The sequence below is a fragment of the bacterium genome (assembly GCA_035703895.1).
In the GTDB taxonomy this organism is placed as follows: Bacteria; Sysuimicrobiota; Sysuimicrobiia; order Sysuimicrobiales; family Segetimicrobiaceae; genus Segetimicrobium.
On the sequence record DASSXJ010000059.1, the window covers coordinates 1 to 9,907 of the forward strand.

General features: G+C 64.1%; 9 protein-coding genes. 8 read left to right on the forward strand and 1 reads right to left on the reverse strand.

Translation table 11 applies throughout. The features are described 5' to 3' along the window. From VFP86_04330 to VFP86_04360, 7 genes are all read left to right on the forward strand, one after another. Positions 1-259, forward strand: a 259-nt coding sequence (locus VFP86_04330) for a branched-chain amino acid ABC transporter substrate-binding protein (GenBank protein HET8998851.1), incomplete at its 5' end; no start/stop codon positions are given. A 99-nt stretch (positions 260-358) separates the two neighbouring features. Beyond that, entirely contained in the window at positions 359-1,288 is a 930-nt protein-coding gene (locus VFP86_04335; protein HET8998852.1) for a branched-chain amino acid ABC transporter permease, read from the forward strand. 177 nt (positions 1,289-1,465) lie between these two features. After that, entirely contained in the window at positions 1,466-3,361 is a 1,896-nt protein-coding gene (locus VFP86_04340) for a branched-chain amino acid ABC transporter ATP-binding protein/permease (GenBank protein HET8998853.1), read from the forward strand. Further along, the gene (locus VFP86_04345) at positions 3,312-4,064 is read left to right on the forward strand and encodes an ABC transporter ATP-binding protein (protein ID HET8998854.1); all 753 of its coding nucleotides are present in this window, start codon (positions 3,312-3,314) and stop codon (positions 4,062-4,064) included. The genes VFP86_04340 and VFP86_04345 overlap by 50 nt, the downstream gene beginning before the upstream one ends. Positions 4,065-4,081: 17 nt before the next feature. Next, positions 4,082-5,035, forward strand: a complete 954-nt coding sequence (locus tag VFP86_04350) for an ABC transporter permease (protein HET8998855.1) — start codon at positions 4,082-4,084, stop codon at positions 5,033-5,035. Positions 5,036-5,045: 10 nt separating this feature from the next. Further along, positions 5,046-5,954 carry an ABC transporter permease gene (locus VFP86_04355; GenBank protein ID HET8998856.1) on the forward strand — a complete coding sequence of 303 codons (909 nt, stop codon included), beginning with the start codon at positions 5,046-5,048 and terminating at the stop codon, positions 5,952-5,954. A gap of 25 nt (positions 5,955-5,979) precedes the next feature. After that, on the forward strand, positions 5,980-7,701 hold the full coding sequence (locus tag VFP86_04360) for a peptide ABC transporter substrate-binding protein (GenBank protein ID HET8998857.1): 1,722 nt from the start codon (positions 5,980-5,982) through the stop codon (positions 7,699-7,701). Between the two features lie 2 nt (positions 7,702-7,703). On the opposite strand, the gene VFP86_04365 is transcribed toward VFP86_04360, so the two are convergent. Next, positions 7,704-9,032 (reverse strand): aminotransferase class III-fold pyridoxal phosphate-dependent enzyme, encoded by a 1,329-nt coding sequence (locus tag VFP86_04365; protein ID HET8998858.1) that lies wholly within the window; start codon positions 9,030-9,032, stop codon positions 7,704-7,706. A gap of 160 nt (positions 9,033-9,192) precedes the next feature. Here VFP86_04365 and VFP86_04370 point away from each other — a divergent pair. After that, a partial coding sequence (locus VFP86_04370) for a CHC2 zinc finger domain-containing protein (protein HET8998859.1) occupies positions 9,193-9,907 on the forward strand: 715 nt, incomplete at its 3' end.

The window sequence follows — 9,907 nt, forward strand, 5'->3', positions numbered from 1 at the left end:
AGGGTACAACGCAGCGCTCGTGATCTTCGATGCGATTTCGCGAGTCGTGAAGAGCGGAAAGCCGGTCGACCGGCACTCCGTCCGCGATGCCATCCAGGCCACGAAGCTCAAGACGATGCAGGGTGTGGTCTCGTTTGACGCAAACGGGGACCTGGCGTCCAGGGTGATTAGCGTCTTCCAGATCAAGCGCAACCCGAAGTTCCCGGATGACGATATCCTGCACCAGTACAAGTATATTGGTGTAGCCCCGGAACAGTGATGGGCTGAGAAACCTCAATGGAGCGGGTCGCCCCCTGACGGGGACCGGGGGACCGGCCCGCTCCATTATTGCGGCGCCGGCACAAGGGGACGGGTCACCATGACGTTGCGGGATATCGTGGTCCAGCAAATCATCAACGGGCTGAGCCTCGGCGCGATGTACTCGCTGCTCGCACTGGGGTTCACGATGGTCTACGGGATCATCGAGCTGATCAACTTCGCTCACTTTAACGTCTTTATGGTGGGTTCGTTCATTGCGCTGTGGGTGCTTCAGTCGCTCGGGCTCGTCGGCCAAAGCCGCGTCTTGGTGGGACTGCCGCTCGTGGGAGCGCTGTCCCTGGCGCTCGCGAGCACCATGCTCCTGTCGGGGGGGATCGGCGTGCTGATTGAACGCACGGCGCTCCGCCCCATGCGGAACGTCCCCGGCACAGCGTCGATGATCACGACGATTGGTGTCTCCTATATCCTCTTCAACATCATTCTGCTCACGGTTGGCGCAGCCTCACAGAACTATCCCAACCCGATGCCGAGGATCAGTTGGGATCTCGGCGGCGCGGTGCTGCGGTTGCGCGAGGTGCTCCTTTGGAGCGTGTCGCTTGTCCTGATGGGGCTCCTGCAGGTCTTTGTGCGGCGGACAAAGATGGGCAAAGCGATGCGCGCCACCGCCCAGGACCAAGAGGCGGCCCGGATGATGGGAGTCGAGGTGGACCAGATCATCATGCTCACGTTTTTTATCGGTTCCGCCCTGGCGGGGGCGGCGGGACTGATCTTCGGCCTCTACTACAATTTCACCAGCTTCATCATCGGCTATACGGCCGGCCTTCGGGCCTTTACGGCCGCAGTGCTGGGCGGGATCGGGAATATCGTGGGCGCGATGCTGGGAGGCCTCATCATCGGCCTTATCGAGTCGCTGGGCGGGCAGTTCCTCGCGGTGCGCTGGACGGATGTGATCATCTTCTCCATTTTGATCCTTGTTCTCGTCTTTCGGCCCACTGGGATCTTCGGGTCATCCGCCCATCAAAAGTCGTGAGAACAAGCAATGGCCGACGTGTCGCCTTCCCCCGCCGCCGGGACTGAGACCATCCTAATAGCCCAACCGCGAAGCTTCTGGAACGCCCTTGCGGCGCCTGTCCGTCGGATTCCTGAGGTGACGCGGAAGCGCGTTGGCCTGGCTCTCGTGGTCGGAGGCGCCCTTCTTTTCCCGGTCATCGTCCAGAACGGCGGGGATATCGACGCGGCGGCCAACGCCTGCGCATTTGCGATCCTTGCCCTCGGCCTCAACATCGTGGTAGGGTTTGCCGGCCTGCTTGATCTCGGGTACGCGGCCTTCTTCGCGATTGGGGCGTACGTGTATGGGATCCTTGCCTCCGGACAGGTCACCCCGCCGTGGAACGACGCCTGGCAGGCACTCCAGTGGCTGGGGCTCGTCAGTCGATATCACATCGAAGGAGCTCCGGACGTCGTGCAGCTCCACTTCTCCTTCTGGCTGATGCTCCCGGGCGCCGCGGTGGTCGCTGCCCTTTTTGGGGTTCTCTTTGGCGCGCCTACCCTTCGGTTGAAGGGTGACTATCTGGCGATCGTCACCCTGGGCTTCGGCGAGATTGTCCCGATCGTTGTGCGCAATACCCCGAAGCTGACGAACGGGGCAATGGGGCTCAACGGGGTGAACTCCCCACAGGCCTTCGGGTACCGATTCGGGGTCAACTCGACGCCCTATTACTATTTAGGTGTTTTCATGATAGCTCTACTTATATTTATCAGCTACCGGTTGAGGGACTCCCGGATCGGGCGGGCCTGGATGGCGATTCGCGAGGATGAGATCGCCGCAGGCGCCATGGGGGTCAACCGATCGCGTCTGAAGTTGCTGGCGTTCGCCATTGGGGCTGCGTTTGCCGGCGCCACCGGCACCTTCTACATCGCAAAGCTCACGACCGCCACCCCAGACATGTTTCAGTTCCCGGTATCGGTGATGGTGCTCGTGATGGTCGTCTTGGGTGGGATTGGGAGCGTCCCGGGTGTGGTGCTGGGGGCGCTCATCCTCCAACTCCTGCAGTCCTGGTTTTTACAAGATTTGACTCAGTGGACCCACGCACTCGGCCGGCTCGTGCAGAGTGAGTGGCTCCAGCAACTCGAACTCGTCCAAGGGATCGAGCTGATCTTCGGAATCATCCTCGTGATGATGATGCTGTACCGTCGCGGCGGTCTCATCCCTGCCACCCGAAGGACCGCATCCCTGTCCATGACCGAGGAGGCCGCGGCTCCGTCCCGCGGTGGAATTGGGGTCTCACTGAGCCGCATCGAGAAGGTGGAGGTATCACAGGGGACCCCAATGCTGGAGACCGCCGGCCTCACCAAGCGGTTTGGTGGGATCAGCGCGGTGAACAGTGTGGACCTGATCGTCCCTCCCCATACCGTCGTCGGCCTGATCGGGCCCAACGGCTCCGGCAAGACGACGTTCTTCAACCTCGTGACCGGTCTTGATAGCCCGGACAGCGGCCGGGTGCGGTTCGCGGGCGAGGACATCACGGGATTGCCGGCCCACGCCATCGTCCAGAAAGGCATTGCCCGGACCTTCCAGACGCTGCGCCTGTTCGGGAACATGACCGTGCTCGACAATGTCCTCGTGGGGATGCACGCGCGGACCCGGACCAACGCCGTCGGCGCAGTCTTCCGGCCGCCATCGACGCGTGCTGAGGAACGCGAGTCTCGGGAATGGGCGATCGAGGTGTTGCACGTCTTCGGGAACCGGCTCGTCCCTCGAGTGAACCACCTGGCCAGCAGCCTCTCTTACGCAAACCGGCGGCGGCTCGAGATCGCACGCGCGATCGCCTCACGCCCTAAACTCTTGCTGCTGGACGAGCCGACCGCCGGAATGAACCCTGCGGAGACCCTCGAACTGGCGGACCAGATTCGGAGCCTTCGGACCTTCGGCATCACCGTTTTGCTCATCGAGCACAAGATGAACGTCGTGAACGAGATCTCCGACAAGGTCGCCGTCCTGGACTACGGTGAGAAGATCGCAGAAGGCACAGTGAAGGAGGTTCAGCGGAACGATGATGTCATCCGCGCCTACCTCGGACGGACAGCTGCTGCTGGAGTTTAGGGACGTCGACACGTACTACGGCGAGCTCCACGCCCTCAAGCGGGTGAACTACGAGATTCGCGCGGGCGAGATCGTATGTTTGCTGGGCGGGAACGCATCGGGAAAATCTACGACGATGAAGACTGTCTTGGGGCTCGTACGGCCGGCTCGGGGGACTGTGTTCTACCGCGGGGAGCCGATCAACGGGTTACCCACCTCGGAGCGGGTCAGGCGGGGGATCGCGCCGGTGCCTGAGGCCCGGCGGCTGTTTCCCAAGATGACCGTCTACGAAAACCTCGAGATGGGCGCGTATACGAGGGAGGATCTTACCGGAATCGAGCAGGACCTGGAGCGCGTCTACACCCTTTTCCCGCGGGTCAAGGAGCGGCGCAACCAGCTTGCCGGGACGCTGTCCGGCGGCGAGCAGCAGATGGTGGCGATCGGGCGGGCGCTCATGGCCCGGCCGAGCCTCCTGTGCATGGACGAGCCATCGATGGGGCTCTCACCGATCCTCGTGGAGCAGGTGTTCGACATCATCAAGGAGATCAACCGTCAGGGCACGACGATCTTCGTCGTAGAACAGAATGCCAACATGGCGCTCTCGATCGCCACGCGGGGTTACGTGCTCCAGACGGGCCAGGTGGTGCTTTCGGGGACGGCGCAGAGCCTGCGCGAGAACGAGATGATCCGAAGCGCCTACCTGGGCGAGTTGAAGACCGCCTGAGAGAACGCGGGTGCTCCATGGGAGGATATCTCTTCAAGCGGGTGCTCCAGGCGGTCCCTCTCCTGATCGGCGTCTCGTTCGTTGCCTTCGTCATCCTTCGGCTCGCCCCGGGCGGCCCTATGGCCGTCTACGCCCAGAACCCCAGCATGACCGAGGCCGATATGCGCCGGATCGAGCATCTCCTGGGGTTGGATCAACCGATCCACGTGCAGTACGTGCGATGGGCCTCCGGCATGCTGAGCGGCCATCTCGGGTATTCCTATCGGACCGGACGTCCGGTTGGGGCGATCATTCTCGAGCGCGTGCCGGCTACGATCGAGTTAATGGGCGCTGCCTATCTGATTGCGATCACGTTCGGGATCACCACGGGAGTCGTGAGCGCCCTGCGCCGCTATAGCCTTTTTGACTACCTCGCCACCCCGGCGGCCATGATCGGGCTCTCCGTACCCACCTTCTGGTTTGGGCTCATCGTGATCATCGTGTTCGCGGCGACCCTCCACTGGATTCCTTCTGGCGGCCTCTCATCGCTGGGCTCGCCGTTCTCGGCGAGAGACCGTTTCATTCACCTCGTCGGGCCCGCCTCCGTGCTCGGACTCTGGATGACGGCCACGTGGAGCCGGTACACTCGGTCGAGCGTACTGGAGGTCATTGGCCAGGATTACATCCGGACGGCACGAGCCAAGGGACTTCGCGCAGCCGCGGTCCTCCAGCGCCATACGCTGAGGAACGCGTTGATTCCCTTGATCACGCTGGGAGGATTAGAGTTCCGGAATCTCTTCGGTGGGGCGCTGGTGACCGAGACCGTGTTCTCATGGCCGGGTGTCGGACGGCTGTACCTCGACTCGTTGAATTACCAGGACTACTCGGTGATCCTCGGGCTCCTACTGGTCACCTCGGCAATGGTGCTCGCGGGCAGTCTCCTCGCCGACCTCTGCTATGCGCTCGTCGATCCGCGCATCCGGATGGCGTAGGACGGCCCCGATGAACAAGGCCGAAGCGATCGGGGCGAATCCGCGGGCCGGAGCGCCACGCATGCTCGCGCCGCACAGCCGGGCGTCCATAGTCTGGCGGAGGTTTCTCCGCAACCGGCTCGGGTCGGTAGGGGCGTTCGTGGTGGTCTTGCTCGTCCTCCTGGCGGTTTTCGCGCCGGCACTAACGCCTCGGAATCCGCTGTACATCGATATGGCGTACAAGTTCGCTCCGCCGGGGCAGCACGGCTTTCCGCTCGGCGCGGACGAGTTGGGTCGCGACATCCTGAGCCGTCTCCTCCACGCGGGCCGCGTCTCGCTCGCCGTCGGGCTGATCACCGCGTTGATCGCGGTGGTGGTGGGCTCCGTCCTCGGCGCCGTCGCCGGGTTTCACGGGGGCGTGGTCGACGTCGTGATCATGCGCCTCGCGGACGTCCTCCTCTCGATGCCGACCATCTTCTTGCTCCTGGGGTTGTCCGCTTTTCTCAAACCCACGATGCTCACCATCACGCTCATCATCGGCCTGAACTCATGGATGGCGGTCGCCCGGCTCGTGCGCGGTCAGATCCTGGCCATCAAACAGCAGGAGTTCGTCGCCGCCGCTCGGGCGATCGGCTCGACCGATCTCCGCCTCATCTTCCGTGAGCTACTCCCCAACGCGATGGCGCCCGTACTGGTGGCGGCCACGCTGACCGTGGCCACGGCCATCCTCTTGGAGTCGGCGCTGAGCTACCTAGGGTACGGGATCCAACCGCCCACGGCCAGCTGGGGCAACATGCTGAACAACGCCCAGACCTACGTCTTCTCCGCGCCATGGGCGGCGATTTTCCCGGGGATGATGATCACCCTCACCGTGCTGAGCTTCAACTTTGCCGGCGACGGGCTCCGGGACGCCCTGGATCCTCGGCTCACATTCTCGTGACGGGCGCGGTCGAAGGGGGACGCAGATGACTCGCCAGCAGGCGCGATCGTCGAGCGAGACCAAAGGGCAGGCCGGGGGGGCGCGGGTGACCCGGCGGCGATTTCTCGCCCAGACCATTCTGACCGCCGGGACGGCGGCAGCGGGTGCGCTGCTCGGCGGCGCGCGCTCCCCCTCGGGCGCCCTCGTCCAAGCGCAAACGACCGCACGGCCCCAGCGGGGAGGCCAGATCATCATGGGCATCTCGCAGGAGCCCCAAAACTTCAATCCGATCATGCCTTGGATCGAGACGCAACGGGGCACCCACATGTCCCTCTTCGACGCCCCGTGGCGGATCGACCCGAAGGGGAAGTACGTGGCCAGCCTCGCCGCCGAGATCCCCAGCCTGACGAACGGCGGCATCTCCGCTGGCGGCACGGCCTTCACGATCAAGTTGCGGCGGGACGCCAAGTGGCACGACGGCCAGCCGCTGACCGCGAAGGATGTCGTCTTCACCTGGCAGACGTTGATGAATCCGAAGGTCACCGCCTACTCGACCGTCGGGTATGACCAGATCGGCTCGATGGAAGCCGCAGACGATTTCACGGTCAGGTTCACCCTGAAAGAGCCCTACGCGCCGATCATGTCCGTTCTAGCCGACATGTACATCGTCCCGGAGCATGTGCTGGCCAAGAGCCCGGACATCAATAAAGATGAGTTCAACACAAAGAAGCCGATCGGCAGCGGCGCCTTCAAGTTTGTGGAGTGGGTGGCGGGGGACCACATCACGGTTGAGGCCAACCGGGCCTATCACGGGCCCGGGCCGTACGTGGACCGGTTGATCTACAAGTATGTGCCCGATCTCACGGTGCTCTTCACCCAGTTCAAGACGGGCGAGATCGACGTCACCGGGACCCAGGGCATCCTGGTCGACCTCTATCCCGAGGCCAAGGCGCTCCCCAATACCACGGTGTTTGTGACGCCGGGAACGCAATACGAGAACGTGGGCTTCAACTTTCTCAACCCGTTATTTCAGGACCGCCGGGTACGGCAGGCGCTGTACTTTGGTATGGACAAGAAGCCGATCATCGAGAAGATTTTCCACGGCCTGGTCCCCGAGGCGGAGACCTACATTCCGCCTCAGTCGTGGGCGTTCGATCCCAGGGTCAAAGGCACCCACAAATACAATCCCGACCAGGCCAAAGAGTTGCTCGAGCGGGCGGGCTGGAAGGTCGGCCCGGACGGGATCCGGGTCAAAGGCGGCCAGCGGCTCGCGTTCGAAAACGCCACCACGGCCGGGAACAAGGCGCGCGAGCAGATCCAGCAGTTGCTGCAGCAGCAGTGGCGGCAAATCGGCGTGGAAATGAAGATCAACAACCTGCCCGCGGCCGTCATCTTCGGTGACTTCTACCGGTTGTCGAAGTTCCAAACGGTGATCAACGGCATCCCCATGGGCCCCGACCCCGACCACACCTTCCGCCTGCACAGCAAGTACATCCCCGTAAAGGGAGGCAAGGGGCGGAACGCGATCGCGTACGAGAACCCGGAGGTGGATCATCTTCTAGAGGCCGGCGTGAGAGAGGTGGACCAGGAGAAGCGCAAGCCAATCTACCACAAGCTGCAGCAGGTGCTTGCGATCGACCTGCCGCACCTCCCCATTTACCATTACGTGGGCATTGCCGGCATCAAGGCCGCTATTCAGGGACTCCAGCCCAACCCCAATATGGTTGATCCGAGCTGGAACTCGAACGAGTGGTGGCTCAGGCGCTAGGGTTAGCGGGCGAGCGCCTCCGCGACGCTCTGCCGGAGCAGGGCGCCCAGTTCGGCGATCTCCGATGGGGTCACGGTCAGGGGCGGCCCGACGAGAATCTGGTTGACGGTCGACCCAGGCAGCGCGCCGCCCGAAGGGTAGACCAGGAGCCCGTTTCGAAACGCCGCCGCGACGACGGCCTCGCCCGGCGCCGATGCGGCGGGGTGATCCGGGGGCACGGCGAATTCCACTCCCCACATCAACCCCAACCCACGGATCTCCACCACGCCGCGCAAGGGACTGAGGGTTTCCAGTTCGCGGCGCAGGATCTCGCCTTTCCGTCTCGCCGCGGCGACCAGGTCGTGCGTCTCGATATAGGTGAGGACGGCGACGGCTGTGGCCCACGCCAGCGGGTTGCCCGCGTACGTGTAGCCGTGTACGAACCGGCCGGATGTTCGAAAGATCTGCTCGCTGATCCGCTCGTGGGCGATGACGGCGCCGACGGGGACGTAGCCGGCCCCCAACCCCTTCGCGCACACGATGATGTCGGGGGCGACGTGCCAGTGATCGAGCGCAAAGTTGGCCCCGGTCCGTCCAAACCCGGTCATGACCTCGTCGGCAATGAACAAGACGTCGTGCCGGTCGCAGATCTGGCGGATGAGGGGGAAGTACTCCGGAGGGGGGACGACCGCCCCGTTGGCGGCCCCCGACACGGGCTCAGCGATGAACGCGGCCACGGTGTCCGCCCCTTCCCGGCGGATGGTGTCGTCGAGCGCGGTCGCGCATTCGATCTGACACCGGCCGTACGTAAGGCCGAACGGGCACCGCCGGCAATGGACCTCGGGAATCTGGGGGAACGGGAGCAACAGCGGATCATAAGGGGCCCTGCGCGCGGCAAACCCGGATGCCGACAGCGCCCCCAGCGTCGCCCCATGATAACTCGCCCGTTTGCTGACGACCTTGTACTTGCGGGGGCGTCCGGCGTCGACCCAATACTGCCGGGCCAGTTTGATGGCCGTTTCGGTGGCCTCGCTGCCTCCCGAGACGAAGAACACGCGCGTGAACCCTGGCGGCGCGAATCGGATCACGAGGTCGGCCGCACGCTCTTGGGCGTCGCTACTGAACGTGGAGCCGTGCGCAAAGGTCATGCGTCCCAATTGCTCCGTGATCGCCGCCACGATCTCGGGGAGACTGTGCCCGAGGTTCGAGGCGAGCGGGCCCGAGGAACCGTCGAGGTACCGCCGCCCCTCGACGTCGTAGATGGACGCGCCGGCCGCGCGCGCCGCGCGAACGCGACCGGCGGGACCGGCCCGATACAGCACGTGGCTCGAGACCACCCCGGGTTCGTCCATCGCACCCTCCCAAACGCCTGGGGGAGTTCGTGGCGATCCGGCGAACCCCTCCAGAAGCAGAGAGGACTGGATCCCGGAAACGGACAATACCGTATAGGGGGGCCAGGGAGCCTTATCTTGCCGAGAGATAGGGCTTTTTTCGCGGCCGAAGGGAGCGCAGATGCCCGGGGTTCGGGAAATCACCGATGAGATCAGGCGCAGGGTGGGCATCCTGGATGTCGTGTCCCCCCACGTCACGTTGCGCCGGTCGGGCCGGAGGTACACAGGGCTCTGTCCGTTCCACTCCGAGAAGACCCCGTCGTTTTCCGTCGATCCGGAGCGCGGTTTCTTCTACTGTTTTGGCTGCCACGCCGGTGGAGACGTGTTTGACTTCGTGATGCGGATGGGGTCTCTCACCTTTGGGGAAGCGCGCCAGGAGCTGGCCACCCGCGCCGGGGTTCAGCTGGAGGTGCCCGCGGGTGGGGAGCCTGGGGCCGGGGAGCGAGAGCGGCTTCTCCGGGCGGTGGCCGAGGCGGCGGCATTCTTTCGGACGCAGCTGTCGGGGCAAGCCGGCGCCGGTGCGCGGCGCTACCTCGCATCGCGTGGTGTGGAGCCGCGTATGGTGGAGGCGTTCCAGCTTGGACTCGCTCTTTCGGGTTGGGACAACCTGATTCGAGCCCTCCAGCCGAGGGGGTTTGACCCAGCAATCCTCGAGCAAGCCGGTCTGGCGGTTGCCCGCTCCGGAGGCGGAGGGTACTACGATGCGCTGCGGGATCGGGTCATCTTCCCCATTCACGACCTTCAGGGCCGCCCCGTCGCGTTTGGCGGGCGCGTGCTCGCGGAGGGGACGCCGAAGTACCTCAATACTCGGGAGACGTCGCTGTTCGTCAAGGGGA